23 protein-coding genes and 1 pseudogene are annotated in these 25452 nt (G+C 71.8%); 16 read left to right on the plus strand and 8 right to left on the minus strand.

Annotated elements, in window-relative coordinates:
* Positions 1 to 194 precede the first annotated feature (194 nt).
* The gene (locus BN1555_RS15345) at positions 195 to 1712 is read left to right on the plus strand and encodes an ABC transporter substrate-binding protein (protein ID WP_093799910.1); all 1518 of its coding nucleotides are present in this window, start codon (positions 195 to 197) and stop codon (positions 1710 to 1712) included.
* On the plus strand, positions 1713 to 3485 hold the full coding sequence (locus BN1555_RS15350; RefSeq protein WP_093799911.1) for an ABC transporter permease subunit: 1773 nt from the start codon (positions 1713 to 1715) through the stop codon (positions 3483 to 3485). It begins immediately after the preceding gene.
* Positions 3486 to 4031: 546 nt separating this feature from the next.
* Here the strand turns inward: BN1555_RS15350 and BN1555_RS15355 are convergent.
* On the minus strand, positions 4032 to 5333 hold the full coding sequence (locus BN1555_RS15355) for an LCP family protein (protein ID WP_255306418.1): 1302 nt from the start codon (positions 5331 to 5333) through the stop codon (positions 4032 to 4034).
* 326 nt (positions 5334 to 5659) lie between these two features.
* Positions 5660 to 6121, minus strand: a complete 462-nt coding sequence (locus BN1555_RS15360; protein WP_093799913.1) for a carboxymuconolactone decarboxylase family protein — start codon at positions 6119 to 6121, stop codon at positions 5660 to 5662.
* 97 nt (positions 6122 to 6218) lie between these two features.
* Here BN1555_RS15360 and BN1555_RS15365 point away from each other — a divergent pair, with 97 nt between their 5' ends.
* Both BN1555_RS15365 and BN1555_RS15370 read left to right on the plus strand, forming a co-directional pair.
* Positions 6219 to 7139 carry a sigma-70 family RNA polymerase sigma factor gene (locus BN1555_RS15365; protein ID WP_093799914.1) on the plus strand — a complete coding sequence of 307 codons (921 nt, stop codon included), beginning with the start codon at positions 6219 to 6221 and terminating at the stop codon, positions 7137 to 7139.
* 105 nt (positions 7140 to 7244) lie between these two features.
* Complete coding sequence (locus tag BN1555_RS15370; RefSeq protein WP_093799915.1) at positions 7245 to 7823, plus strand: isocitrate lyase/phosphoenolpyruvate mutase family protein; 579 nt, start codon at positions 7245 to 7247, stop codon at positions 7821 to 7823.
* A 53-nt stretch (positions 7824 to 7876) separates the two neighbouring features.
* On the opposite strand, the gene BN1555_RS15375 is transcribed toward BN1555_RS15370, so the two are convergent.
* Both BN1555_RS15375 and kdgD read right to left on the minus strand, forming a co-directional pair.
* Complete coding sequence (locus BN1555_RS15375; protein WP_093799916.1) at positions 7877 to 8578, minus strand: transglycosylase family protein; 702 nt, start codon at positions 8576 to 8578, stop codon at positions 7877 to 7879.
* Positions 8579 to 8841: 263 nt separating this feature from the next.
* A complete protein-coding gene (gene kdgD / locus BN1555_RS15380) occupies positions 8842 to 9756 on the minus strand; it encodes a 5-dehydro-4-deoxyglucarate dehydratase (RefSeq protein ID WP_093799917.1) in 915 nt (304 codons plus the stop codon).
* Between the two features lie 148 nt (positions 9757 to 9904).
* Between kdgD and BN1555_RS15385 the strand changes: the two genes are divergently transcribed.
* From BN1555_RS15385 to BN1555_RS15425, 9 genes and pseudogenes are all read left to right on the plus strand, one after another.
* A complete protein-coding gene (locus BN1555_RS15385; protein WP_093799918.1) occupies positions 9905 to 10780 on the plus strand; it encodes a LysR substrate-binding domain-containing protein in 876 nt (291 codons plus the stop codon).
* A 174-nt stretch (positions 10781 to 10954) separates the two neighbouring features.
* Entirely contained in the window at positions 10955 to 12325 is a 1371-nt protein-coding gene (locus BN1555_RS15390; RefSeq protein ID WP_093799919.1) for an MFS transporter, read from the plus strand.
* A 59-nt stretch (positions 12326 to 12384) separates the two neighbouring features.
* On the plus strand, positions 12385 to 13731 hold the full coding sequence (gene gudD / locus BN1555_RS15395) for a glucarate dehydratase (protein WP_093799920.1): 1347 nt from the start codon (positions 12385 to 12387) through the stop codon (positions 13729 to 13731).
* 693 nt (positions 13732 to 14424) lie between these two features.
* Positions 14425 to 15504, plus strand: coding sequence for a serine/threonine-protein kinase (locus BN1555_RS15400; protein ID WP_093803420.1), 1080 nt, complete (start codon positions 14425 to 14427; stop codon positions 15502 to 15504).
* Positions 15505 to 15746: 242 nt separating this feature from the next.
* Positions 15747 to 16589, plus strand: a complete 843-nt coding sequence (locus tag BN1555_RS15405; protein ID WP_255306419.1) for an RNA polymerase sigma factor SigF — start codon at positions 15747 to 15749, stop codon at positions 16587 to 16589.
* A 109-nt stretch (positions 16590 to 16698) separates the two neighbouring features.
* A complete protein-coding gene (locus BN1555_RS15410) occupies positions 16699 to 17199 on the plus strand; it encodes a MarR family winged helix-turn-helix transcriptional regulator (RefSeq protein WP_093799921.1) in 501 nt (166 codons plus the stop codon).
* Positions 17200 to 17341: 142 nt separating this feature from the next.
* A pseudogene (locus tag BN1555_RS15415) lies at positions 17342 to 18546 on the plus strand (PP2C family protein-serine/threonine phosphatase).
* 89 nt (positions 18547 to 18635) lie between these two features.
* Complete coding sequence (locus tag BN1555_RS15420; RefSeq protein WP_255306420.1) at positions 18636 to 20195, plus strand: sensor histidine kinase; 1560 nt, start codon at positions 18636 to 18638, stop codon at positions 20193 to 20195.
* Positions 20192 to 20635, plus strand: coding sequence for a response regulator (locus BN1555_RS15425; RefSeq protein WP_093799923.1), 444 nt, complete (start codon positions 20192 to 20194; stop codon positions 20633 to 20635). Before BN1555_RS15420 ends, BN1555_RS15425 begins: the two co-directional genes overlap by 4 nt.
* A 14-nt stretch (positions 20636 to 20649) precedes the next feature.
* On the opposite strand, the gene BN1555_RS15430 is transcribed toward BN1555_RS15425, so the two are convergent.
* The gene (locus BN1555_RS15430; RefSeq protein ID WP_093799924.1) at positions 20650 to 20982 is read right to left on the minus strand and encodes an STAS domain-containing protein; all 333 of its coding nucleotides are present in this window, start codon (positions 20980 to 20982) and stop codon (positions 20650 to 20652) included.
* Positions 20983 to 21180: 198 nt separating this feature from the next.
* On the opposite strand from BN1555_RS15430, the gene BN1555_RS15435 reads away from it, so the two are divergent.
* Both BN1555_RS15435 and BN1555_RS15440 read left to right on the plus strand, forming a co-directional pair.
* Entirely contained in the window at positions 21181 to 22356 is a 1176-nt protein-coding gene (locus BN1555_RS15435; protein WP_093799925.1) for a PP2C family protein-serine/threonine phosphatase, read from the plus strand.
* 76 nt (positions 22357 to 22432) lie between these two features.
* Entirely contained in the window at positions 22433 to 22852 is a 420-nt protein-coding gene (locus BN1555_RS15440) for an ATP-binding protein (RefSeq protein ID WP_093799926.1), read from the plus strand.
* Here BN1555_RS15440 and BN1555_RS15445 read toward each other — a convergent pair.
* Both BN1555_RS15445 and BN1555_RS15450 read right to left on the minus strand, forming a co-directional pair.
* Positions 22849 to 23124 carry a DUF397 domain-containing protein gene (locus BN1555_RS15445; protein WP_093799927.1) on the minus strand — a complete coding sequence of 92 codons (276 nt, stop codon included), beginning with the start codon at positions 23122 to 23124 and terminating at the stop codon, positions 22849 to 22851. The two genes, BN1555_RS15440 and BN1555_RS15445, sit on opposite strands and share 4 nt — an antisense overlap.
* Complete coding sequence (locus tag BN1555_RS15450) at positions 23084 to 23932, minus strand: helix-turn-helix domain-containing protein (RefSeq protein ID WP_093799928.1); 849 nt, start codon at positions 23930 to 23932, stop codon at positions 23084 to 23086. The genes BN1555_RS15445 and BN1555_RS15450 overlap by 41 nt, the downstream gene beginning before the upstream one ends.
* Positions 23933 to 24091: 159 nt before the next feature.
* Here BN1555_RS15450 and BN1555_RS15455 point away from each other — a divergent pair, with 159 nt between their 5' ends.
* Positions 24092 to 24448 (plus strand): ATP-binding protein, encoded by a 357-nt coding sequence (locus tag BN1555_RS15455; RefSeq protein WP_093799929.1) that lies wholly within the window; start codon positions 24092 to 24094, stop codon positions 24446 to 24448.
* Here BN1555_RS15455 and BN1555_RS15460 read toward each other — a convergent pair.
* Complete coding sequence (locus BN1555_RS15460) at positions 24438 to 25388, minus strand: endonuclease/exonuclease/phosphatase family protein (protein WP_093799930.1); 951 nt, start codon at positions 25386 to 25388, stop codon at positions 24438 to 24440. The two genes, BN1555_RS15455 and BN1555_RS15460, sit on opposite strands and share 11 nt — an antisense overlap.
* Positions 25389 to 25452: the final 64 nt, after the last annotated feature.

A 25452-nucleotide genomic window follows, 5' to 3' on the forward strand; every position in this document is an offset into this window, starting at 1 on the left:
AGGTCCGGGGCTTCTCCGTGGGCGGCGCCGCGCGGCTCGGCACGGGTCGGACGAAAGGCTGTCGGCTCAGTGGTTGAGATTTCATGCATCCCGGTACGGGCTTGGTAAGGCTTGCCTTATATGCTGACACGACTTCCGGATCGCCCGGCACGCCGGAAGCGTCGGCATACCCGTACGACAGGACACCTCTCACCATGCGCACCCCCACCCGCGGTCTGATCGCAGTACTCGCGCTCTCGCCCCTCCTTGCCGGCTGTTTCGCGGCGAGCGACGGCGACTCCGGTTCGGCCTCGGGCGGCGCGAAGCGCCTGCGGGTCGCGCTCGCCGTCCCGCCCGTCCAGGCCCTCTCCCCGTACAGCAATGACGCCACCGTGCTCAGCAAGCTGTCCGTCGCGGAGGGGCTGACCACGCTCGGCCAGGACGGCACCGCGCGGGCAGCGCTCGCCAAGTCCTGGAAGCGGGTCGACGGCACCACGTGGACCTTCGAGCTGCGCAAGGCGTCGTTCCAGGACGGCACCGCGGTCACCGCCGAGTCCGTGGTCAACGCCCTCGACCACGCGAACGGGTCCGCGACCAAGCCGCGCGTACTCAGTGATGTCACGCTGACCGCCAAGGCCGACGACGCCGACACGGTACGGATCACCACCAGCGCGGCGGACCCCGTGCTCCCCCTGCGGCTGGCCAGCCCGGCGCTCGGCATCCTCTCCGCCAAGGCGTACGCGAAGGACGGCACCGTCAGCCCGGTCGGCACCGGCACCGGCGCCTTCACCATCACCAAGCTGACCGGCAAGTCCAAGGCCACCCTCAACCGCTTCGACGGCTACTGGGGCGGAAAGGCGAAGACCGCCGGTGTCGACGTGACGTGGATCGCCGACGGCACCGCACGCGCCAACGCGCTGCGGAGCGGCGATGTCGACATCGCCGAGTGGATCCCCACCTCGCAGGCGAAGCTGCTCGCCGAGGACACCCGCCACGAGGTGCCGTCCGTACGCACCGACAGCCTCGTCCTGAACACCGGCAGCGGCATCTTCACCGATGCCGCCCTGCGCGCCGCCGCCCGTGAGTCCGTCGACGGTTCGGTGCTCGTCGACTCCGTGTTCGGCGGGTACGCCGACGCGCCCACGGGCCTGTTCGGCCCGGGCGTCTCCTGGGCCGCGGACGCGCGGGCCGAGGTGACCGGTCGCGCGAAGGCCGCGAGCACTTCGCAGGTGAGGTCCAAGACCAGGGGCAAGACGCTCCGGCTGGCCACCTACACCAACCGCAGCGAACTGCCCGAGGCCGCGACCGTGCTCCAGCAGCAGCTCGAGAAGGCCGGGTTCACGGTGAAGCAGGACGTCCGCGAGTACACACAGATGGAGGCGGACCTGCTCGCCGGGAAGTACGACGCGCTGGTCTTTTCCCGGGTGACGCTGCTGGACACCGGGGACGCGGTGTCGTACCTCGCCAGCGACTACATGGCCAAGGGCGTCTACAACATCGCCGGCCTCGAGGACCCGGCGGTGGACAAGGCGATCACGGCGGCCGCCGAAGAGGGCGACACCGAGAAGCGGCGACAGAAGATCATGGCCGCCGAGGCGGAGATCCTGCGCACCGACGCCGTGCTGCCACTGGTGCACGAGAAGGTCGTGCAGGGCATCGCCGCCGATGTCGAGGGCGTACTGCTCGACCCGCGCGAGCGCTCCCTGATCGACGCCGACACGCACCTGCGCTAGATGAGCGACACGACTCCCACGGCCCCGGTCCGCCGCTTCGCGTTCGCGTGGCGGGCCGGGGCCGGGCGTGTCCTCGCGGGCGCCGCACTGCTGGTCACGGTCGCGCTGCTGCCCTGGCTCTCGCGCACCGACCCCGCGCTGACCGTACTGCGGACCCGCTCGGCCGAGCAGGACCCGACGCCGGAGGCGCTCGCCGCCGTACGGGAACAACTCGGCTTGGAAGAAGGGCCGTTCGCACTCCTCGGGCAATGGCTGGGCGGGCTGCTGCGCGGGGACGCCGGGACCTCCTGGGTGTCCGGCGAGCCGGTGCTGCCGGAGCTGACGACCGCGCTCGGGGTCTCGCTCACGCTGGTGCTCGGAGCGCTGCTGGTCACCGTCGCGGTCGCCGCTCTCGTCTCCGCCCGTACGGTCTTCCTGGGTTCCCGGCGGCGGCTGCGGCACGGCCGGGCGGGCACCGGGGCCGCCGTGCTCGCGGCGCTGCCGAAGTTCCTGCTGGCCTCCGTGCTGGCCACGGTGCTCGGGGTCTGGCTGGGCTGGTTCCCGTCGAGCGGCTGGGACGGGCCCGCGTCGATGGTGCTGCCCGCGCTGGCGCTCGGGGTGCCGTCGGGCGCGATGATCGGCGGGCTGCTCGACCAGTCGCTGCCCGCCGCGTTCAACGAGCCCTGGGCGCGCACCTGGTACGCCGTCGGCTTCCCGCCGGGCCACACGGTCCGGCACGCGCTGCGCCGCACCCTGCCCGGGGTGCTGCCGCAGCTTCTGCCCACGGTCGTCGCGCTCGTCGGCGGCGCCGTCGCGGTGGAGAGGGTCTTCAACATCCCCGGGGTCGGCCGGCTGGTCCTGGACGCCGCCATCGCCCAGGACCTGCCGGTGCTGCAGGCCGGCACGCTCACGCTGATCCTGCTGGGGACGGCCGCGGGGCTCGGGCTGCGGGCCGTGCGGCACCGGCTGCTCGGCCCCGCCCTGCGCGAAGGCGCGCTGCCCACGCTGCACCGCCCGCCGCAGCCCGTCCCGGGGTCGTCGCGGTACGTCGCCGGGGCCTGCGTCCTCGTACTGCTGGCGCTGGTCACGGCGGGACTGCTGCGTGATCCCCTGCACGTGGACACGGCGGCGCGGCTGCTCCCGCCGTCTCCGGAGCATCCACTGGGGACGGACTCGCTGGGCCGCGACCTGCTGGCCCGCCTCGCCCACGGCGCCCTGCGCACGGCGGCCGTCGCGTCGGCCGTGACCGCGGTCAGTGTGGTCCTCGGCGTCCTGCTCGGCATGGCGGCGCGGGCGAGCGCGGGGCTGACGGACGTGGTGGCGACGCTGCCCGCCGTGCTGGCCGGGCTGCTGGTCACCGGCCTCACCGGGCCCTCGGTCCTCGGCGCCGCCCTCGCGGTGTGCGTGGTCGGCTGGAGCCCGTACGCCGCCCAGACCTCGGCGCTCCTCCAGCAGGAGCGGGCGAGCGGCCACATCGCGGCGGCGGTCGCGCTGGGCGCCGGGCGGTGGCACCTGCTGCGCCGCCACCTGCTGCCCGCGCTGGTGCCGCCGCTGCTGCGCAACGCCCTGCTGCGGCTGCCCACCGCCGTCCTGGTACTGGCCTCGCTCGGCTTCCTGGGCCTGGGACAGCAACCGCCCGCGCCGGAGTGGGGGCGGCTGCTGTCGGAGAACCAGCCCTACGCCGAGCTGGCGCCCTGGACCGTGCTGGGGCCCGCCGCCGCGCTCGTGGTGCTGGCCGTGCTCGCGGTCACGGCCGCCATGGTCGTGCGAGGGGACGGAAGAACCTCCCGATGAGCACCACGACGGCCCGGCGTTCACGGGTACCGCTGACCGGTCCGCCCCAGCTGCCGCCGCACTGACCGCCTGCCGGCCCATCGGCTCGCTTCCGGCATCGGCTTCCGCGCCGCCCTGCTCTGCCCTGTTCTGCCTTGCCCGTCCACGCGTCCGGGGCGGGAACCCGGGCCTGTGGACCGGCTGACCGGGCCTGTGCCGGGACCGCGTCCGCCGGGGCCGGCCGGGTGTGGGCTGCGGCGCCGTCGTGGGTACGGGCGCGGGGCGGCCGTTCCACCGTCGGTGCGTCCGTCCGGCTCGGCCCGGTACGCGTCGTCTCCCTCCGCCCACTCCCGTACGAGACGCGGAGACGGGCGGGGGGCAATGCGGGGCAGCGCTCGTCCGGCGTCCTCGGGGCCTGTCCACACCCTCCGCCGGTCTCCTCCGTACGGCTGTGGACAACGCGTGGCCACCCCGCCGTACGGGCTGCCGGCCCGGCGTGGGGAGCGGTGTGGAGGGTGATGTTGAGGGTGATGTGGTGAGTGGTGTGGAGGGCGGGGTCCGGGCCGGTCAGCGGATGCCGTTGAAGTCCGCGCCCAGGACGAGGGTGACGGCGCCGGCCACCGCGCTCGCGTCCTGCTTCGCCGTGACACCGGGCAGCCGGGACGCGAGTACCCCGGCCTGCTTCTCCAGCCCCCGGGGATAGGTGACCGTGCTCTTGGGTGCGGCGGCGGGCGCGTTGCCGGTGCCGGTGACGGTGTAGCCGGCGGACCTCAGCGTCTGGGCGACCTTCGCGGCCTGGCCGGGCACCCCGCTGCCGTTGAGGACCTGCACCCGCACCGTGGCGGCGTACACCGGCCCCGCCGAGTCGGCCGCCAGCTTCTCCTTGTCCACCTCCCGGTCCCTGGCCAGCGAGGCGAACAGGCCGGCCGCCTGCGGGTACTGCCACACCACATTGGCCCGGTCGGAGGGAACGTCCGCCTCACGCCCGTAGTTCGGCACCGTCAAGAAGGTCAGCCGGTCGCCCGGGATGCCCTTGATCTCGTTCGCGAGACCGGTCAGCGGCTTGATCCCCGCCAGCTTCGCGTCCGTGGTCAGGGACTTGGTGGCCGCGTCCAGGAACCCGTACAGATCGGCCGGACTGGTCAGCTTCTGCTTCGCCCTGGCCGCCAGCGCCTGCATGAACTCCTGCTGGCGGCCGATGCGGCCCAGGTCCGAACCGTCACCGACGCTGTAGCGGGTCCGCACGTACCCCAGCGCCTTCTCGTCCCGGACCGTCTGGCACCCGGCCGCCAGGTCCAGATGAGCCTTCCTGTCCCGGATCGCCGTCCGGGGACAGACCTCGATACCGCCCAGAGCGTTGACCATGCCCTTGAAGCCCTGGAAGTCGACGGACATGAAATGGTCGATCCGCAGACCGGTGGACTGCTCCACCGTCTTGATCGTGCAGGCGGCGGCCCCCGCCACCTCACCGCCCGTGCCGCCGACCGCGAAGGAAGTGTTGATCTTGGCATGGCCGGGGGCGGACGTCGTCCCGTCACCGCGGTCGCAGGCCGGCAGGCTCACCCACGAATCACGCGGCAGCGACACCACGGTCGCCCACTCCCGGTCCGCCGACAGGTGCATCACCATCAGCGTGTCCGAGTGCATGGTGTCCAGGTCGCGGCCGTACTTCGCGTTCTTGCCGTCCCGCGAGTCGGACCCCACCACCAGGATGTTCTTCGACCCCGGACTCAGATTGACCGGCCGGTCACCCCCCAGCCGGTCCTCCACGTCCGCGGAACCGATGTTCCCGTCCAGCCCCGCATAGACCCAGCCCCCCGCCCCGGCCGCCACCAGCACCGCAGCGGCCAGCGCCCCGCCGGCCCACAGCGCTATTCGCCCGCGCCGGGTCAGCCGGGCCGGCCGCCCCTCCACCCTGCGCCGCCGCCGCGCCGGCTGCGCCCGGCGACCGTGCCGCCTCCTGTCCTGCGTAACCACTCTGGCGTCCTCCGGGCCTTCGTCTTCGTCCGTCCTCGACCGCCACTGCATGCGATGCGTGAACTTTACAGTCGCGTAGAGGGGGCAAATCCGTCAGCCGAAGACCCTCCTCGGCCAATGCGCAGGACTGTCGGCTCCATTGAGGGGGGTTCCCGGGGCCGTCGGAGGAGCGGACCGTCGGGCAGGAACCGGAACACCCCGGGGGAACGGGGCGCCGTTCAGTCCCATGTCGCGCCGGCGGGCTCCTGGACGGTGGCGTTGAGCCGGTTGAAGAAATTGGTGGTGGCGATCATGAGGATGAGGGCGGCGAGCTGCTCCTCGTCGAAGTGGTCGGCGGCCTCGTCCCAGACGGCGTCCGGTACCGCCTGGCCGGTACGGTCGGCGATCCGTGTGGCGGCTTCGGCGAGGGCGAGGGCGGCGCGTTCGGCGTCGGTGAAGAACGGGGCCTCGCGCCAGGCGGCGACGGCGTGAAGCCTTTCGTCGCTCTCACCGGCCTTCTTGGCACTGGCCACACCGCCGTGCACACAGGCGCTGCACCCGTTGATCTGACTGACCCGCAGGTGGGCCAGTTCCATGGTCCGCTGCGGCACGCCGCCCTGGTGCATGGCCTTGAGGAGGTTCTGGACCCCCCTCATGGCGTCGGGCAGCACCATCGCGGGGTTCTTCATGCGGGCTTTCACGGTGTTTTCCTCCAAGTCGCTGCCGAGCAGCGGTCGTTGAGCCGGTCGGCTACCGTCCTTCACTGCTCTGACGGATCAGGACACGGGGATGTGACAGGTGAGCGGGGAAGACTTTCTGGCGCAGCGGTTCGAGGAGCACCGCCCTCACCTGCGGGCGGTGGCCTACCGGATGCTGGGCTCGCTCAGCGAGGCGGACGACGTCGTACAGGAGACCTGGCTCAGGCTGAGCCGCTCCGACGCCGCCGCGGTGGAGAACTTGGGCGGCTGGCTGACCACGGTGGCCGGCCGGGTGTGCCTGGACCTGCTGCGTTCGCGCAGCACACGACGCGAGGACCCGCTCCACGACCAGGACGGGCAGGTCCGACTCCCCGATCCGGTCATCAGCAGCACGGCCGGTCCCGACCCCGAGCAGGAGGTACTCCTGGCCGACTCGGTCGGCATGGCCCTGATGATCGTCCTGGAGACCCTCGGTCCCGCCGAACGCCTCGCCTTCGTCCTGCACGACATGTTCGCCGTGCCCTTCGACGAGATCGCCCCGGTCCTCGGCCGCACCTCCGCCTCGGTCCGGCAGCTCGCCAGCCGCGCCCGCCGCCGCGTCCAGGGCGCGGTGCCCGCTCCCGGCGACGGCTCGGCCCTTCCTCGGCCTCCGGCCGGGGGGACGCCCGTGCGCCAGGTCGTCGACGCCTTCCTCGCCGCCGCGCGCGACGGAGACTTCGACGCACTCGTCGCCGTACTCGACCCCGAGGTCGTCGTCCGCTCCGACGGCGGCACCCTGCGCCCGAGTCTGCTCCGCCGCGGTGCGGCCCAGGTCGCCTCCCAGGCGATCACCTTCGCCCGGTACGCCGAAGCCGCGCACCCCGTACTGGTCAACGGCACCCCGGGCGTGGTCGCGACGGCACAGGGCCGGCCGCTCTCGGTCATGGCCTTCACCGTCCGGGGCGACAGGATCACCGCCCTCGACATCCTCACCGACCCCGAGCGCCTCGCGCGTATCGACCTGAGCGTTCTCGGCCGCTGAGCCACCGGGCGCACCGCGTCGACGGCTTCGGCCGGTTCCTGCTCGTGACCAGGATCGCCGGTGGCCCTACCGCATGATGCCCGCCTGACGGTTCGGGGGAAGTTCGTGGCTGTCGACGTCCGTACCAAGGAGAAGGCCCTGCGGCTGTGCGTTCGGGGCGAGGAGGTCCTCGTACTACCGAGCGCGTGGGACGCGGGCAGCGCGGCCGTGGACGTGCCGGTGACCGGCGAGGCCGAGGGCGGCTGCGACGACGTAGCGGCGACGGTACGGGGGGTGGCCGCCGCCGGTGCGGCCGGCATCAGCCCCGAGGAGTCCAGGGCTGCGGTCGGCCCGCTGTTCACCGCCGGGGAGCAGGCGGAGCGCGTCCGCGCCGTCCGCGCCGTGGCGACCGGTGCCGGGCTGCCGGACCTGGTCGTCAACGCCCGTACCGGTGTCTGCCTGTTCGGCATCGGTGAGGAGGGCGGCCGTCTCGCCGGGGTGACCGCCGGGACCGCGGCGGAGGCGGGGGCGGCCGAAGCCGGGGTGCGCCGCATCAGCGTCGGCACGGGCGTGACGCAGGCCGCGTACACCGCGGCTCGTGACGCCGCCCTGGAGCTGCTGGGCGAGGGAAGTTACGGAGCGCTGGACGGTTCGTTGGACGGTTCGCCGGGCTTCTCCGCGCTGAACGGCCTGTCCAGCAGGTGACTGTACGGGCGGTTGGCGGTGGGCCGACGTCTGCCGGGCCGGGGAGCCGGGCCTCATGCGCGCAGGCGCAGGCGCTGTCCGGGGTAGATCCGGTCCGGGCCCTCGTTGAGGATGCGCCTGTTCAGTTCGTACAGGGCCTTGGTGCCGCCGGGGACATCGGCGCGGTACGCGATGGCGGAGAGGCAGTCGCCCTCGCGCACGACGTAGGTGGTTCCGCTGATGGCTTCGCCGGAGCGCTGCGCCGGTACCCGGGACACCGCCGGGGGCTGGTAGGTGCTGCCGTCGGCACCCGTGCTCGGGGTCCGGGGGGCGCTGCTGCCGGACCTCGTGCTCGGGGCCTGGGGGGTGAGGTCGGAGGCTCCCGAGTTTCCGGTGTGGGACGCCGCGCGGCGCCCGCACTGGGGCCAGGCGGACAGACCGACGTCCTGGGCCACCCGCTGGGCCACGGCGATCTGCTCCGACCGTGAGGCGAGGTCGGCGCGGGGGGCGTACTGGTGGCCGCCGTAGGCGCGCCAGGTGGAGGGGGCGAACTGCAGGCCGCCGTAGTAGCCGTTGCCTGTGTTGATGTTCCAGCGGCCGTTGCTCTCGCAGGCGGCGATCGTCTCCCAGTCGGTTCCCGACGGGGCGGATCGCGCATCGGTCCGTACATCGGCTCGCGCAGCGCTCTGTCCGGCGAGGCCCAGAACGCTCAACAGGGCCAACAGCAGAGGCAGGATCGTTTCAGCAGTCCGCTTGACGAGGGGTGAAGGCGACATCTGGGTTTCCTCCGCTGTGCTCCGGCAGCGCCGTGACGCAGTGGTCGTCACGGCCAATGGGCATGCAAGGAATAACCCACCGATATGCTTTTAGGGGGGTATGCGGAGTTCGACGTGCGGGTTTTCACCCGGGTGGAGGCTTGCCGCGAGCGGCGGCCGGCCCCCTTTGACCGCCGCCGTTGTGGCGGCGGACGGCCGGTCGGCCGGCCGGCCGGCCGGTGGGTCCGGTGGGCCCGGTGGGCCCGGCGAAGGACGCGTGCCCGTCAGAGCACCTTCTTGACCAGGTCGGACAGCTCGGCGACCTCGGCTTCGGTGAGGTCGGTGAGGGGGGTGCGCACCGGGCCCGCGGGGTGGCCGGCGACCGTCATGCCGGCCTTGACGATGCTCACGGCGTAACCGGGGCGGCGGCGCCGGATCGCGCAGTAGGGCAGGACGAAGTCGTCGAGGCGCCGGCGGACCCCGGCGCTGTCGCGCGCGCGTACGGCGTCGTAGAAGTCGAGGGCGAACCGCGGCAGGAAGTTGAAGATGGCGGACGAGTACGTGGTGACGCCCATCTCCAGGTAGGGCAGGGCGAACATCTCGGCGGTGGGCAGTCCGCCGATGTAGACGAGGCGGTCGCCGAGACGGGAGTGGATGCGGGTCATCAGCTCCAGGTCGCCGACGCCGTCCTTGAAGCCGATCAGGTTCGGGCAGGAGTCGGCGAGTTCGGCCACGGTCGTCTCGTCGTAGACGGCGTTGGCCCGGCTGTAGAGGATGACGCCGAGACGCGTCGCGCGGCACACCGCCTTCACGTGCGCGGCCAGGCCCTCCTGCGACGCCTCGGTCAGGTACGGGGGCAGCAGCAGGATGCCGTGGGCGCCGTCGCGTTCGGCCTGCTGGGCGAGTTCGACGGCGGTCGCGGTGCCGCCGCCGGCCGGGGCGACGACGGGCAGCCCTTCGGGGGCCTCCCGCACCGTGGCGGCGACGACCTCGGCGACCTCCCGGCCGGTGAGGGAGAAGAACTCACCGGTGCCGCCCGCCGCGAAGAGCCCCGCGGGTGAGAAAGCGCCGAGCCGGGCGATGTTCTCCCGGTAGGCCGCCTCGTCGAAGGAGAAGTCGGCGCGGAAGTGGGTGACGGGGAAGGACAGCAGCCCGGATCCCAGCTTCCTGGCGGCCTCGTCGGGCGAAAACTGTGACATGGTCTCGGGTCTCCTCGTGCAGACGGTGTACGGGTGGGTGCGCCGGACCGTTCGGCACCGTGTCGCCGGGCGCGCTTCTGAGGCTAGGATCGCGCAACGATTCCCGTCCAACACGAAAAACGCATCCACCGATACCGAGAGAGCATCATTGTTCACCCTCACCCAGTTGACGAACTTCGTGGCCGTCGCCGAAGAGCTCCATTTCGGACGGGCCGCCGAGCGGCTCCAGATGACCCAGCCGCCCCTCAGCCGGCAGGTCCAGCTCCTGGAGGGCTACCTGCGGGTCCAGCTCTTCGACCGTACGAACCGGTCCGTACGGCTGACGCCCGCCGGGCGCGCGTTCCTGCACGAGGCCCGGCGCATCCTGCGCCAGTCCGAACAGGCCACCCTCGCCGTCCGCCAGGTCTCCACCGGCGAGGCCGGCAGCATCGCCATAGGCTTCACCGCCGCCAGCGCGTACTCCATGCTCGACGCCCTCCTGGACACCGCCCGCACCGTGGTGCCGGGGGTGGAGATCGTGCTCCGCGAGATGGTCACCCGAGACCAGTTGGAAGCGCTCACCGAATCCAGCCTGGACCTGGGCCTGGTGCGGCCGCCCGTGACCGACACCGATCTGTGTTCCCGGCCGGCCGCGGAGGAACGGCTCGTCGCCGCGCTCCCCGCCGGACATCCGCTCGCGCGGGCCGAGGAGCCCCTCGGCATCGCCGCCTTCCACGGCCAGGACGTCCTGATGTACTCACCGGTCGAGGCGCGCTACTTCCACGAACTCCTGATCAGCGTCTTCCGCGCGGCCCGCATCACCCCGGTGTTCTCCCAGTACCTCAGCCAGGTGCACAGCATCCTCGCCCTGGTCAACGGCGGCTGGGGCGTCGCCCTGGTCCCCGAGGCCGCCACCCGGCTGCGCTATGCCGGGGTCGTCTTCCGGGAGGTGCGGCTCGCCGCCCCCGCCCCGGTCGAGCTGTCCCTCACCTGGCGGAAGAACAACGACAACCCGGCCCTGCACGCCCTGCTCAAGCACCTCTGAGGCATCTCCACCGATTCAATTTCGGCATCGCAGCATACGAAACAAGTGTTGGACCTGCATGCGTGCGGCTCCTAGCTTCCTCTGTAGCGAGAGCTCGCCGGAACTCCATCCGGGACGGGTGCCCCCCGGCGAGTTGAGCCGCACCCCGCAGGTGCCTGAGGAGAAGGGGCGTCCATGCCCTCCGCTCGTGTCACGCGCGCCGATACCCCCGTCGACAGCGCCGTCGCCAAAGTCTTCCGCCGTGTGGTCCCGCTGTTCATCGTCATGCTGATCTGCAATCAGCTCAACCGCTCCAACATCGGTTACGCCCAGGTCCACCTGGAGGCGGACGTCGGCATCGGCGCCGCCGCGTACGGGCTGGGCGCCGGTCTGTTCTTCGTCGCGTACGCCCTCTTCGAGCTGCCCAGCAACGTGCTCATGGAGCGGTACGGGCCCAAGGTCTGGCTGACCCGCATCATGGTCAGCTGGGGCCTCGTCTCGGCCGCGACGGCCTTCGTCAACGGCCCCGCCATGTTCTACGTGCTGCGGTTCCTGCTCGGCGTGGCCGAGGCGGGCTTCTTCCCCGCCATCATCTTCTACTTCTCCCGCTGGCTGCCCGGCTCCCACCGGGGCCGCGCCACCGCCATGTTCGTCGCCGGATCATCCATCGCCGCCGCCGTCTCGGGACCGGTCTCCGGCCCCCTGCTCGCGCTCGACGGAATGGGCGGGGCAGCGGGCTGGCAATGGCTGTTCGGCCTCGAAGGGCTGCTGTCCGTCGTCGTCGGCTGCATCGCCTACCGCCTGCTCGACTCCAGGATCGAGGACGCCCGCTGGCTGACCCGCGCGGAGCAGCGGGCCCTCGCGGACACCGTGGAGCGGGAGGACGACGTACGGCGCGCCGAAGCGGGCGCCGAGGCCGGCACGGTGTCGCGCTGGAAACTGCTCCTCAACCCGCAGGTCCTGGTCTTCTGCGGCATCTACTTCGCCATCCAGCTGTCGATCTACGCCAACACCTTCTGGCTCCCCGGCATCGTGCGCCGCATCGACGGCGTGAACGACATCACCGTCGGCCTGCTCTCCTCGCTGCCCTGGATCTGCGCGGTGGTCGCCATGTACCTGGCCGGCCGGGCCTCGGACCGCCTGGGCCGCAGCAAGCCGCTGCTCGTCGCGGCGCTGCTCGTCGCGGCCGCCGGCACCTACCTGGCGGCCATCACGTCACCCGCGCTCGCCCTGGTGTTCCTGTGCGTCGCCGCCATGGGCTTCAAGAGCGCCAGCCCGCTGTTCTGGACCATTCCGCAGGGCACCATGCACCCGGCCGTGCTCGCACCGGCCATCGCGCTCGTCAACTCGTTGGGAAACCTCGGCGGTTTCGTGGCCCCGTACGGCTTCGGCCTCGTCAAGGAAGCCACCGGGCAGGTCACGTACGGCCTGTACGCGCTGGCACTGTCCTCCGTGGCCGGCGCCGCGCTGGTGCTCCTGATCCGCCGGGACCGCTCCCCGGGGGCCCCGGAACCCGGTGCCGCCGTACCGCCCGCGCCGTCCGCCTCCCCCCGCCCGGCGGCCTGACGCCCGCCGTCCCGACGCACCGACGCATCCGCCTCCCGTACGCACCCGAAGGACTCCCCATGAGCGCCCCGCACCCCAGCGCCCCGCCCCCGTCCGTCGTCTCCCTGCGCGTCGTCCCCGTCGCCGGCCGGGACAGCATGCTGCTCAACCTCAGCGGCGCGCACGCCCCGTACTTCACCCGCAACCTGGTCGTCCTGACCGACTCCGAAGGCCGCACCGGCGTCGGAGAGGTCCCCGGCGGCGAGCCCATCCGCAGCACGCTGGAGGAGGCCCGGGACCTGGTGGTGGGGCAGCGCGTCGGCGACCACCACGCGGTGCTCCGGGCGGTGCGCACCCGCTTCGGCGACCGGGACTCGGGCGGCCGCGGCGCGCAGACCTTCGACCTGCGGGTGACGGTGCACGCCGTGACCGCCCTGGAGTCCGCCCTGCTCGACCTCCTCGGACAGCACCTGGGCGTGCCCGTCAGCGCACTGCTGGGCGAGGGGCGGCAGCGCGACCGGGTGCCCGTCCTCGGATACCTCTTCTACGTCGGTGACCGCGGACGCACCGACCTGCCCTACCGCGCCGAACCGGACGCCCGGGACGACTGGCTGAGGCTGCGCAACGAGGAGGCGCTCACCCCGGCGGCGATCGTACGGCTCGCCGAGGCCGCGCAGCGGCGCTACGGCTTCCAGGACTTCAAGCTCAAGGGCGGTGTCCTGCCGGGAGAGCAGGAGGCGGACGCCGTACGCGCGCTGGCCGAGCGCTTCCCGCGGGCGCGCGTCACCCTGGACCCCAACGGGGCCTGGCCCCTGGAGGAGGCCATCGCCCTGGGGCGCGGACTGCGCGACGTCCTCGCGTACGCGGAGGACCCCTGCGGCGCGGAGGGCGGCTACTCGGGCCGGGAGACCATGGCCGAGTTCCGCCGCGCGACCGGGCTGCGGACGGCGACGAACATGATCGCCACCGACTGGCGGCAGCTCGGCCACGCCGTGCGCGGCGACGCGGTCGACATTCCGCTGGCCGATCCGCACTTCTGGACCATGCACGGTTCGGTGCGCGTCGCCCAGCTCTGCGACTCCTGGGGACTGACCTGGGGTTCGCACTCCAACAACCACTTCGACGTGTCGCTCGCGATGTTCACACACGTCGCCGCGGCGGCCCCCGGTGACATCACCGCCATCGACACCCACTGGATCTGGCAGGACGGCCAGCGCCTCACCACCGCACCGTTCGAGATCGAGGACGGCATGCTCGACGTCCCGGACCGCCCGGGGCTGGGCGTCGAGCTCGACATGGAGCAGGTGGAGGCGGCGCACGAGCTCTACCGCGGCCTCGGTCTCGGTTCCCGCGACGACGCGGCGGCCATGCGCTGCCTGGTGCCCGGCTGGCAGTTCGACGGCAAGCGGCCCGCACTGGTGCGGTGACGTCCTGGCCCCCGGCCGGCGGGCCAGGACGTCAGGCCCCGGCCGCCACCACCGCGGCCTTCGTCCGGGCCACGCCGCAGAGGGCGCCTCCGGCCCCGCACCTGCGGCTCAGGCCCTTCTTCCCGTCGGCCGTCCTCATCCCGTAGGGCATCCGCAGGATGCACGTGCGGTCCCCGGCGGCCACGTCGCGCGTGCCCGGGCGGCCGTGGCCGCGCGGGCCGACGAGGATCTCGCGGCGCGCGTGCGCGCCCCCGCCCTCCCCCGGGCCCCCCGGACTCCTCCCCGGGCGAGGGCGACGGCCCCGCGGCCGGCGGCGTCCCGCACCGGACGACCGGTCACCCGTACACCGGGGCGGTGGCCGGCACCCGGCAGAGCCTGGCCAGGAGTCCGGCGTCGGCGGGTACGGCTCGACCAGCGGGCCCAGCGCCCGGAAACTGTGCCGGGCCTCGCCCCCCGGACTGCCCGGCGGCTCCGCCGCCCGTCGGGCAGAACTCGCCCGCCTCCTCCGGCAGGCGCGCCGGATCGTCGGACCCGGCCGCCGCGAAGACCCTCGTTGCCGCCCTCAGATGCAGGGGCCCCGTCCCGGTGAAGTAGGTTCAGCAGACTTGGGATTGTCAGAGTGAAATCGGGGTTGGTGCGCAAGTGCTGGTGGCGGACAGATACCGGCTGGACACACCCATCGGGCGGGGCGGGATGGGCGAGGTCTGGCGGGCCACGGACGAGGTGCTGGGCCGGCCGGTCGCCGTCAAGCTGCTGCTTGGCAACGGAGCCGACGCGTCGGCCGCGGCCCGGTTCCGCCTGGAGGCCCAGACCGCCGCCCGGTTGAGCCATCCGCACCTGGTGGCGGTGTTCGACTTCGGGGCGTGGGAGGACCAGTTCTATCTCGTCATGGAACTCGTCGAGGGGACGAGCCTGGCGCAGACACTGACCACCGAGGGCGCGCTGCGGGCCGACCGGGTCGCCTCGATCGCCGCCCAGGCGGCAGCCGGGCTGGCCGTGGCACACCGTCAGGGAGTCGTGCACCGGGACATCAAGCCCGGCAACCTGATGACGAGCTTCGACGGTACGGTCAAGATCGCCGACTTCGGCATCGCCCAGTTCGTCGACGACCCCGCCACCGCGCTCACCACCGCCGGCCAGATCGTGGGCACCAGCCTCTACCTGGCGCCGGAGCGCGCGCTGGGCCGGCCCGCGGGCCCGGCCTCCGACATGTACTCCCTCGGCTGCGTCCTCTACCAACTGCTGGCGGGCCGTCCGCCGTTCCAGGCCGACACCGCGACCGGCACGCTGTACCAGCACGTCGACGCCGCTCCCGTACCGCCGCGTGAGCTCGGCATCGACGTACCCGCCCCCTTCGAGGCGTACTTGCTGGGTCTGCTCGCCAAGCAGCCCGAGGACCGGCCCACGGCCGAGCAGGTGGCCGACTGGTTCCGTCAGGACACCTGGCGGGGACGCCCCCAGCCGCTCCCCGCGCCGCAGCGGCAGCCGGCGCCGCTGCCGGCGGACCAGCCCGCGTCCGGGGCCACGAACACGTACGCCCTCCCGTCGACGGGCACGGCGCGGCCGGCGTCCCGGCGCCGCGCGGCGCCCGTCCAGCGGCCCAGTACGCGGGTGTTCGTACGGCGCAGACCCCGGGTCGCGAGTGCGATCGCCGGTGCCATCGCCTTCCTCGTGGCGGTACTCGTCGGAATGGCCTGGATGTCGCCCGATACCGGCTCCGCCGAAACCCCGGAGCCCGGCCCCGGCATCACTGCGGAGTCCTCGCAGGACTGAGGCGCGGCAGGCGCGGTGAGGCACAGTGAGAAAGCTTATATTTCCGGTCATATGCTGACATGCGTGGACCGGTGCACCGCTCCCGCGGCAGCGGTGGGAGAAAAAATAAAAAAACTGACAGGAATGAGTGCTCCGGTCGCGGGCAGGAGCGCCCCTTGAAGGGTTTGCACGATTACTGGGAGGGCGAGGACATGACGACGATGCCTGTGGGAGCTACCGACGTGATGACGACGGACGCGCTGATGCCGCAGCCGCAGGCGGAGTTGATCGGTGACCTGCCCTGGATCGAGGACGCGGGCAAGATCGCCCCGAAGGACGCCCGGGCCCTGTCGCAGCTGTTCTTCGACCAGTTGCAGGTCCTCGAAGAGGGCACGCACGAGTACCAGTACGCCCGCAACACCCTCATCGAGATGAACCTCTCCCTGGTCCGGTTCGCCGCAGGCCGCTTCCGCAACCGCGGCAGCGGCGACATGGAGGACATCGTCCAGGTCGGCACCATCGGCCTCATCAAGGCCATCGACCGGTTCGACCTCTCCCGCGAAGTGGGATTCGCCACCTTCGCCGTGCCGTACATCGTCGGCGAGATCAAGCGGTTCTTCCGCGACACCAGCTGGGCCGTCCACGTCCCCCGGCGGCTCCAGGAGCTGCGCGTCGACCTGGCCAAGGCCAAGGAGGAACTCTCCCTGCGCCTGGACCGCGACCCGACGGTGCAGGAGCTCGCCGAGCACCTGTCCCTCTCCGAGGACGAGATCATCGAGGGCCTCGTCGCCTCCAACGGCTACACCGCCGGCTCCCTCGACGCCCCGGGCGACGGCGGTGAGGGTTCCGACGCGAACGGCCGGACGTTCGCCGACCGACTGGGCGAGCCGGACCCGGCGATGGAGAGCGTGGAGGACCTGCACACCCTGGCACCGCTCCTGGAGGAGCTCGACGACCGCGACCGCCGCATCCTCGAAATGCGTTTCGGCCAGGAGATGACCCAGTCGCAGATCGGCGAGGAGCTCGGCGTCTCCCAGATGCAGGTCTCCCGACTCCTGTCGCGCGTGCTGAAGCGGCTGCGCACCAAGATGCTGGTCGAGGACTGAGCGGAGAACGACGGTGAACCGTCCCCGGCCACCGGTGCCGGAGTACGGGCCGGTACCGGAGCACCGGCCCGTACTGACAGCACCGCCCCCGGGGTGGCACAGTGGAACGATGCCTCCCAGCCATCCGTCGTGCCCGCAAGACCTGGCGCACACCGCTTCCGACGTGACGGATCTGCTCGCGGTTCTCTGGGGAAGGGCGCAGCCGAAGGCTCCCGCCGGACCGATCTCGCCCTCGCAGCTTCGCGCGCTGCAGGCGATCGAGCGTCTGGAGGGCGGCAACCTGCGGACGCTGGGCGAGGCGCTGGGGTCCAGTCCTCCCGCCACGAGCCGGCTGTGCGACCGCCTGGAGGCGGCCGGCCTGGTGGAGCGGCGGCTCAGTCCGGCCAGCCGCCGCGAAGTGCAGTTGTACCTGAGCAGGCCGGGACGGGCGCTGCTGGGTGAGGTGCGCGAGTGCCAGGTGCGGGAACTCCGCCCCGTACTCGAGATGATGTCACCCGAAGCCCTGGCGCAGCTGGCCACCGGTCTCGCCGCGTTCGGGGACGCCGCCGCCTCGGTGATCCACGGCGGCGCCGCGGACGACGCACGTATGCGCGTGGTGCGCCCCGCCTGACAACCGGACGGAGACCCGGGTGTCCGAGCGCATCCCACACGGCAATTGTTGTCAAAAGACAAATAATCGTTCTACCCTCTTCACGGACGCACCGGGCGGCCCTGCGGACCAGGTCGGCCGCGGTGAGAGGAGGAACCCTGACATGGGGACCGTCTCCGATCCTGCCCACACCGCGCTGTGGAACTGGGAACAGCCGACCGTACTGCTCATCGAGGACGACCCCGGCGACGCGCTGCTCGTCGAGGAGCTGGTGGCCGACGGCGGCGTCTCCATAGAACTCCGCTGGGCCAGGTCGCTGGCGGACGCCCTCGACCAGCTGTCCTCGGAGATGCCCCACTGCATCCTGCTCGACCTCCACCTGCCGGACGCCCAGGGCCTGGAGGCCCTGCGGAAGGTCCTGGGCCACGCGGACGGCTCCGCGGTGGTGGTCCTGACCGGACTCGCCGAGGAGCAGTCCGGGCTGGCGGCGGTCGCGGCGGGCGCCCAGGACTACCTCATCAAGGGACGGCTGGAAGCGGACCTGTTCGTACGCGCCATCCGTTACGCGATCCAGCGCAAGCAGACCGAGCAGGCGGCCTCCGCCCTCCAGACCGGCCAGCTGCGCGCCCAGGAGAACGCCCGTCTCGAACGCGGCCTGCTGCCCACCCCCTCCTGCTCGACAAGAGCGTCGAGGTCTGCGCCCGCTACCAGCCCGGCCGCGCCCAGGCCCTCCTGGGCGGGGACTTCTACGACGTCGTGCAGACCCCCGACGGCACGACGCACGCGGTGGTGGGCGACGTGTCGGGCCACGGCCCCGACGAAGCCGCCCTGGGCGTGTGCCTGCGCGTGGCCTGGCGGTCGTTCGTACTGGCCGGGGCCCGCGGCGAGGAACTGCTGGGCCTGCTGGAGCGGATGCTCGTCGCGGAACGCTCCGGACCGGAGATCTTCGCCACCCTCACCTGCCTGAGCCACACCGCCGGGGAGAGCCACGTGAACGTGTTGCGGGCCGGTCACCCCGGCCTGCTGATGCGCTCGCCGGACGGCGGCGTACACCTGGAGGAGGTCCCGGGAGGCCCGGTGCTCGGGCTGCTGCCCGGTATGGCCAGGTGGCCGGTCACCCCCCTGCCGGTGGCCGTCGGCGAGGCCATGGTGCTGTTCACCGACGGCCTGATCGAAGGGCGCATCGGGCAGGGCACGGAGCGCCTGGGCGAGCAGGGGCTCCTCGACATCGCCCGCCGCCACGCGCACCGGCCCGCCGACGCCTTCGTCGACTCCCTCATCCACACCGCGCAGTCGCTCGCGGCGGACAGCGGCGGGCTGGCCGACGACGTCGCCGTACTTCACCTGGAATGGAAGAGCACCACGTGACACCCGTACAGCACCAGCACCCGGCCGCCGGCTCCGAGCCGTCCCGGCGCCTGACCGTGCGGGGCTGGTTCCTGCTCGCCCTGGCCGTCATGGGCACCCTGACCGTCGTCGCGGCCGGGGTGGGAGCGGCCGTGCTGTCGCGCACCGCCGAGGCCACGGACCACCTGGTCGACCGCATCGCCCCGGCCGGCGCCGAGGCCTTCCAGCTCCAGGCCGCCCTGCTGGACCAGGAGACCGGCGTACGGGGCTACCTCCTGACCGGCGACAAAAAGCTGCTGGAGCCCTACCGTCGCGGAATCACCGCCGAAACCCGCGCGCGCGAACGGCTGGTGGAGCTGACCCGCCACTCACCCCGCCAGGCCGCCGACCTCCGCGCGATCGACCGGGCGGTACGCACCTGGCGCGAGGACTTCGCCGCCCCGGCCATCGCCGGCGAGCGGGAGACCGACGACGCCGCCGCCTCCTCCGTGGCCGAGGGCAAGCATGCCTTCGACGTGGTACGCGAACGGCTCGATGCCCAGCAGGCCCGGCTGGAGCAGGACCGCGACCGGGCGCGCGCGGCCCTCGGCGAGGCACGTTCCGAGCGGGACCGCGCGCTCTACGCCGTCCTGGCCGCGTTCCTGCTGACCGGCGTGGCGCTGGCGGCCCTCCTGCACTTCACCGTCGTCCGCCCGCTCGCGGCGGTGCGCACCGCCGCCCGGCGCGTCGCGGGCGGGGACTTCGACCACCACATCCCCGCCCGGGGCCCCGCCGACCTCCAGGCGGTCGCCCGGGCGGTGGAGGCGATGCGCCTGCGCGTGGTCACCGAACTCACCACCTCCAAGACCAGCGAAGCCGCGCTGTCCCGGCAGGCGGCGGACCTCGACGCCCACGCCGTCGAACTGCGCCGGTCCAACGAGGAGCTGGAGCAGTTCGCCTACGTCGCCTCGCACGACCTCCAGGAACCGCTGCGGAAGGTCGCCTCCTTCTGCCAGCTGCTGGAGAAGCGCTACGGCGACCAGCTCGACGAGCGCGGCACCCAGTACATCGCCTTCGCGGTCGACGGCGCCAAGCGCATGCAGATCCTCATCAACGACCTGCTCACCTTCTCCCGCGTGGGCCGTCTCAACGACGCCCAGGAGACCGTGGCGCTGGACACGGTCGTCGACCGGGCCGTACGCAACCTGGCCGCCGCCATCGAGGAGAGCGACGCGCGCGTCGACCGGCCGCAGGAGCTGCCGCAGGTGACGGGGGACCCGACCCTGCTCACCATGCTGTGGCAGAACCTGATCGGCAACGCGATCAAGTTCCGCTCCCCGGAGCGCACGCCGCACGTCGAGGTCACCGTCGACCGCGGAGAGGAGCCGGGGTTCTGGCAGTTCACGGTGACCGACAACGGCATCGGCATCCCCGCCGAATTCGCCGACAAGGTCTTCGTCATCTTCCAGCGCCTGCACGCCCGCGACACCTACGCGGGCACCGGAATAGGCTTGTCCCTGTGCAAGAAGATCGTCGAGCACAGCGGCGGGCGCATCTGGATCGACACCACGCGCGCCGAAGGCACCCGCCTGGTCTTCACGCTCCCCGACGCCGCGCCGCAGACGGCTTCGGAGCCGTCCGCCGAAGGGCCCCAGGAGGCCCACGCCATCACTGGAAGAGGCCCCGCATGACCACCCCGCAGCCCGAGCCGGTAGAAGTGCTCCTCGTCGAGGACGACGCGGGCGACGAGCTCATGACCCGCGAGGCGTTCGAGGACAACAAGATCGGCAACACCCTCCACGTCGTACGGGACGGGCTGGAGGCCCTCGACTTCCTCTACCGGCGCGGGCAGTACGCCGACGCGCCGCGGCCCGACCTCGTCCTCCTCGACCTGAACCTGCCGAAGTACGACGGCCGCCAGGTGCTGGAGCAGATCAAGTCCGACCCGGACCTCAGCCTCATCCCCGTCGTCGTCCTCACCACCTCCTCGGCCGAGGAGGACATCCTGCGCAGCTACAAGCTCCACGCCAACGCCTACGTGACGAAGCCCGTCGACCTCGACCAGTTCATCCTGGCCATCCGTCAGATCGACGACTTCTTCGTCACCGTGGTGAAGCTGCCCCGCCGCTGACGCCCGCCCCCGGGCTACGGCCCGGGTATGGCGCCGGCCGCCGCCTCCTGGCTGTCGCGGATGATGAAGGCGGTGTCCAGTCCCAGGACCCGCAGCAGACGCATGACCAGCGCCGAGGGCGCGGCGATGCGCAGGCGGTTCCCGAGCCGGGGACGCGCCCGCAGCAACGCGTTGATCATCGCGGTGTCGGCGAACTGCACGGCCGACAGATCCAGCACGACCGGCTCCTCCCCCTGGCGCCCGGCGCCGTCCAGCGCCAGGCGCAGGGGTTCGACGGAATCCAGGTCCACTTCGCCGCGCAGAGCGAGAATATGAGCGCGCTCGGATCGATGGCTGACAAGGAGCATGCGCTGATCGGTGCTACAAGTGTGCACAACTGGCCCCTCAGATGTGGCAGCGGAACCGGCTGGTGCCGACGCGGCTGCCCCGATGGTGCGGCAGAATCAGCCTAGGGCGAACAGTTGCCACTTAGCAACACTCCCTGCTTGTCAACAGTTCGCGTCCACTCCCAGTACCCCACTCCTGACAAAAGAGGCCAACCGACCGTGACGTCTTTCCTGGCCGTGGAGCGCGCCGTCCGCACCGCCGCGCCGCACGCCCTCCTCGATACGGCACGTGCCGCACTGGTCGAGCACTACGAAGCGGTCGCCGTCGACCTGCTGATGGCCGACTACAGCCTCACGGTCCTCCAGCCCGTCACCGCCCTGCCCCACACCGCGCGGGCCCTCCCCGTCCACTCCAGCCCCGAAGGCCGCGCCTTCGGCAGCCAGGAGCCGTACGGGCAGTACGCCGCCGGGGACGGCACGGTGGCCCTGCACCTCCCGGTGACCGTGCGCGGGGACCGCCTCGGCATCCTGACCGTGAGACTTTCCAGACAGAGATGCACGCCCGAGGCCATCGAAGAACTCACCGAGATCGCCGAACTCCTCGGCCACGAAATCATCGTCGCCGAGCGCGACACCGATCTGTACCTCCAGGCCCGCCGTGTCAGCCGCCTCACCCTGGCCGCCGAAATGCAGTGGCAGCTCCTGCCCGGCCGCGCCTGCGCCCGCCAGGAGTACGCCATCGGAGCCCAGCTGGAGCCGGCGTACGCCATCCACGGCGACAACTTCGACTGGGCCACCACCGCGGAGACCCTCACCCTCACCGTCACCAACGGAATGGGCGAGGGAATCGACGCGTCTCTCCTCACCAACCTCGCCGTCAACGCGCTGCGCAACGCCCGCCGCGCCGGCATCGGCATCGCCGACCAGGCCGCGCTCGCCGACCAGGCGATCTACGGCCAGCACCGCGGAGCGGCGTACGTCTCGACCCTCATCCTCTCCTTCGACCTGGCCACCGGCCAGGCACAGGTGGTCGACGCCGGGTCCCCCCAGCTGTGGCGCCAGCGCGACAGGACCGTCGAACGTGTGCCCTTCGAGGCGCAGCTCCCGCTCGGCATGTTCGACGAGACGGCGTACGTCGCCCAGGACTTCCACGCGCTCCCCGGCGACCGGCTGGTCTTCGTCAGCGACGGCGTGTACGACGCCGCGACCCGCGCCGGAGAGGCGTACGGCGAACGGGCCCTGGCACGGGCCATCCAGGCGGCGAGCCTCCTGCCCGCCGCGGCCGTCCCCCGCGCGGTCCTGCGCGAACTGGCGTCGACCCGCGACACCGACGCGGACACCGCCGACGACGCCCTCGTCGTGTGCCTGGACTGGTTCGGCCGGGACGAGGGCTGAAGTTAACACGCTGTAAAACCGGGCAGAAGCCCCAAGGTCACCGGATATTGATCTCCTGCCACCGAGGGTGAATGACATGAACCACCCGCATGCCGTCAGTGACCACAGTGACCACAGGGTCCGCCTCGCCCACCGGACGGTCCGCCCGACCACGGCGGGCGAGGCGCGCGACGCCACGCGCGCGTTCCTGTCCGGTCTGGCCCAGGCGCCCGGTCCGGAGACCACCGACAACGTGGTGCTGGTGGTCTCCGAGCTGGTCACGAACGCACTGCGGCACGCGGGCGGCATCACCAAACTGCGCCTGGCCGCGGGCCGGACCACGGTGCAGGTGACCGTGCAGGACCCGAGCCCGGCACGCCCCCGCCCCCGCTATCCCGACATCACGGGATACGAGGGCGGCTACGGCCTCACCCTCGTCAACTTCCTGGCCCGCTTCGTCACGGTCACCCCGACCTCCGAGGGCGGCAAGAAGATCTGCGCGGCGATCAGCCTCTAACGGGCCGAAGCCGCCACCGCCGCGACGAAGGCGGCGAACGCTGCGGGGGTGACGGTGAAGGCGGGGCCTTCGGGGTTCTTGGAGTCCCGGACGGCGACGTGAGCGGCGAGACCGGCGACCTCGACGCAGTCGCCGCCGGTGTTGCCGCTGTAGCTGGACTTGCGCCACTGTGCGGTACCGAGCGGGGCGCACTCGACGCATTCGCCGCCGCTGGTTCCGCTGCGGGACGACTTACGCCACCGTGCGCCTGCCAGGCTCTGACTGGTCCCCATAGCGATCCTCCATTACGCGGGCGATCAAGGCAGCCGAGCCCTCAGGAGAGAGAGCCGCAGCCTGCAAGCGAGCGTATCCGACCGAACGTTTTCTGATCACTTGGGAATTCGCTGTCATGTGTCCCGAGTCATAGCTCTCCGAGTAGAGGACGTCCGGATCGCCATCAAAGCGCAGCAGAGTGAATGAGCCCATCATCCCGGTGTGTTGGCCTGTCGAGAAAGGCAACACCTGGACTTGAACCCACTGTTGTTCCAGAAAGGTCAACAGGTGGGCGAGTTGGTTCCGCATGATGTTGCGGTCGCCGACCTCGCGGTGGAGCAGTGCCTCATCGAGTACGACCCACAGGGCCGGCGGGTTTTCGCGCCTCAGAATGCGCTGTCGGTCCATGCGCGCGGACACCAGCTCATCGACCCTGTCGGGATTGTCCACGCTCAGCAGCGTGCGCGCGTACTCCTCCGTCTGCAAGAGGCCGTAGACCGCCTGCGCCTGATAGGTCGAGATGTACGCCGCCCGCGCCTCCATCTCCGCGTACGGCCGGAACCACGACGGCAGTTGGCTCCGCAGCACCAGACCGACCAGCCGGCTCAGTGTCCCCTCCGTCCCCAGCGCCGCGTCCGCGCGTTCCGAGAACGCGCGCGTGGGCACCTTGCGGGCCGTCTCGATCCGGCCGACCAGGGACGCCGTGCAGAAGATGATCGAGCCGAGTTGCTTCTGGTTGAGCCCCGCCGCCTCCCGCAGACGGCGCAGTTCGGCGCCGTAGCAGTCGAGCGCGGAGGCGTGGGGATCGAGGTCACGGATGTTGGCCATGCGGGTTCTCCCTGGCTCAAGAACAAGCTCACACAACGTAATGTTTTCTTCTAGCCGTAGCCGAGCGTAGCCAGGAGGCCACATTCTGGTGATGTGAATCACGTAACTGATGAACAGAGCAGGGAAGTTGAGCCTTCATGCTACGGGGCGAACTTCACCGTGGGTGAGCACTCGGCGCGGCATCTGCGGCGCATCCTGCGGTCGTACCTCATGAACTGGGCACTCGACGAGGTCTCCGACGCGGCGGAGCTGGCGCTCACGGAGCTGGTGGCGAACGTCGTGCGCCATGTGCCCGGAAGACACTGCTCGGTGCTGATCCTCCGCGCGGAGGACGGCGTACGCGTGGAGGTGGCGGACACGTGCCCACGGCTTCCGAAGGCGAGGAGCGCCGGGCCGCTGGACGACGGCGGGCGGGGGCTGGCACTCGTGGAGGCCGTCAGCGACCGGTGGGGGGTGTCTCCGGTACTGGGCAGGGACGGCAAGACGGTGTGGTTCGAGTGCGTCGCTAAAACCTGATGCGGGCGGCGATCGGCAGGTGGTCGCTGCCCGTGGCGGGCAGTGACCACACCCGGGTGACGGTTGCCTTCCGGGTCATGATCTGGTCGATCCGCGCCACGGGGAACCGGGCGGGCCAGCTGAAGGCGAAGCCCCGGTCCGCCGTGTCCATCCGCCGGACGACCGGATCCAGCCCCCGGTCGTCCACCGTGCTGTTGAGGTCGCCCAGCAGGACCACCCGGTCCAGGGGCTCGGCGGCGACGGCGGCGCCCAGCAGAGCGGCGCTCTCGTCCCGCCACCCGGTGCCGAAGCCGGTCGGTCCGAGACGTACGGACGGCAGGTGGGCGACGTACACGGCGACCGGACCGCCCTCCGGCATCCGCACCTCGGTCCGCAGGCCGCGGTTCCAGTCCGCCCCGACGCCGTCCGGCCCGATGTCCACAGGCCGCGTTCCCGCCAGCGGGTACTTCGACCAGATCCCGACCGTCCCCACCACCCCGTGGTGGGGGTACTCCGGCGCCAGCGCCGCCGCGTAGGCGGGCAGCGCGCCGGGGGTCAGCTCTTCGAGGGCGATGAGGCCGGGGCGCTTCTTCAACAGGGCCCGCGCGGTGCCTGCCGGGTCGGCGTTCTCGTCGCTGACGTTGTGCTGGACCGCGACGACGTCGTACGCCGCCGGATCCTCCGCCGGCAGCAGCAGTCCGCCGAAACCGCCGAGCCAGGCGGCGACGGGCAGCAGCAGTGCCAGGAGGGCGAGGCGGGAACGGCGCAGCAACGACAGGACCAGCAGCACGGGGACCGTCAGGCCGAGCCAGGGCAGGAACGTCTCCAGGAGGCTGCCGAAACGGCCACCCCCGTTGGGCACGGCGGCATGGAGAACCAGGAGACCGGCGACCGCCACGGCGACTGCGGCCAGAACACGCCCCCGCCCGCTCCACCGGTTTTCGCCGCGCTCCTGGCTCATCGCCCCGACCGTAGGGCCGCGCCGCTCACCACGGCAACTGCTGGAGAGTGACGGGCGAAATGCC

This window comes from Streptomyces sp. Wb2n-11 (assembly GCF_001049855.1).
GTDB classification, from domain to species: Bacteria; Actinomycetota; Actinomycetes; order Streptomycetales; family Streptomycetaceae; genus Streptomyces; species Streptomyces altiplanensis.